Below are 1934 nucleotides of genomic sequence, written 5' to 3' on the forward strand. Positions count from 1 at the left end.
GGTGACGGCTGGTCGCTCGGCCCGCTCTCCGCCGACCTGGCCACCGCGTACGCGGCGCGCTGCCGGGGCGAGGAGCCGCAGTGGGCGCCGCTGCCCGCGCAGTACGCCGACTACACCCTGTGGCAGCACGAGTTGCTCGGCGAGGCCGCCGACCAGGACAGCTTGTTCACACGTCAGCTGTCCTACTGGAAGGGGCAGTTGTCCGAGCTGCCGGAACAGATCCGGCTTCCTGTCGATCGGCCCCGCCCCGCGACCACCTCCTACCGTGGCGGGCACCTGGCGATCGAGCTGGACGCGGAGCTGCACGCCGGACTGGTCGGCCTGGGCCGGGAGCACGGCGCCAGCGTGTACATGGTGCTGCAGGCCGCCCTGGCGACGCTGCTGCACAAACTGGGCGCGGGAGAAGACATCCCGGTCGGCAGCCTGATCGCCGGCCGAACCGACCAGGCATTGGACGACCTCGTCGGGTTCTTCGTCAACACCCTGGTGCTGCGCACCGACACCTCGGGCGACCCGACCTTCGCCGAACTGCTGGGCCGGGTCCGCGAGAGCGCGCTGGCCGCGTACGCCAACCAGGACCTGCCGTTCGAGCACCTGGTCGAGGCCCTCAACCCGTCCCGATCGCTCGCCCGCCAGCCCCTGTTCCAGGTGCTACTGGCGCTGCAGAACGTGCCCCGCTCCGAGTTCGCGCTGAGCGGTCTGGCCGCCGAGATCGTCCTGGTGCGGACGCCCACGGCGATGTTCGACCTCGGCTTCCACCTGTTGGAGCGCGGCGGCACCGGCGGGCCGGCCGAAGGCATCGTCGGGCGGGTCGAGTACAGCACCGACCTGTTTGACCACGCGACGGTGGAGGCGCTGGTCGACCGGTGGCTGCGCCTGCTGGCGGCAGTGGTGGCCGAGCCGGACCGGCCGTTGAGCCGAATCGACGTCCTCACCGCCGAGGAGCGGCACGAGCTGCTGGTCGAGCGCAACGACACCGCGTCCGAGGCCCCCGCCACCAGCCTGCCCGCCCTCTTCGAGGCCCAGGTCCGGGCCACCCCGCAGGTCGAGGCAGTGGTGTTCGAGGACACCGTGCTGACGTACCGCGAGCTCAACGCCCGGGCCAACCGGCTGGCGCACGCGCTGATCGCGCGCGGGGTGGGGCCGGAGCAGGTTGTCGCCGTGCGGCTGCCGCGCTCGGTCGAACTGGTGGTCGCGGTGCTCGCGGTGCTCAAGACCGGGGCCGCCTACCTGCCGGTCGACCCGGACTACCCGGCCGCCCGCATCGCGTACATGCTGGAGGACGCGCGGCCGGCGGTCGTGCTTGACGACCTGGCGGACGTCACGCCGGCGGGGGAGCAGCCGGAGACCGATCCGGTCGTCGCCCTGGACGCGCGGCACCCGGCCTACGTCATCTACACCTCCGGCTCCACCGGCCGGCCCAAGGCCGTGGTGATGCCCGCAGCCGGCCTGGTGAACCTGCTCGGGTGGCACCACCGCGCCGTCGGCGGCGAACCCGGCACGCGCACGGCGCAGTTCACCGCGATCAGCTTCGACGTCTCGGCGCAGGAGATGCTGTCCGCGCTGCTGTTCGGGAAGACCCTGGTGGTCCCCACCGACGAGCAGCGCCGCAGCGCCGAGCTACTGGCCCAGTGGCTGGACCGGCACCAGGTCGAGGAGCTGTTCGCGCCCAACCTGGTGGTCGAGGCGCTTGCGGAGGCCGCCGAGGAGGCCGGGCAGGCACTGCCGAGCCTGCGGCTGATCGCCCAAGCCGGCGAGGCCATGCGGCTGGGCAGCGCGCTGCGCCGCTTCCAGCTCCGCCGGCCGGGCCGGGAACTGCACAACCACTACGGCCCCGCCGAGACCCATGTGGTCACCGCCTACCCGCTGCCGACCGACCCCGCCGACTGCCCGCTGCCGGTACCCATCGGCCGTCCGATCGCCAACTGCCAGGT

The 1934-nt window shown here is 72.8% G+C and carries 1 protein-coding gene; it reads left to right on the forward strand.

Annotated features, from left to right (window positions below; genetic code table 11):
* On the forward strand, positions 1 to 1934 hold a 1934-nt coding region (locus tag ABD369_RS40440), incomplete at both ends, for a non-ribosomal peptide synthetase (protein WP_344641635.1).

It is taken from the genome of Kitasatospora cystarginea (assembly GCF_039533515.1).
Classification (GTDB): domain Bacteria; phylum Actinomycetota; class Actinomycetes; order Streptomycetales; family Streptomycetaceae; genus Kitasatospora; species Kitasatospora cystarginea.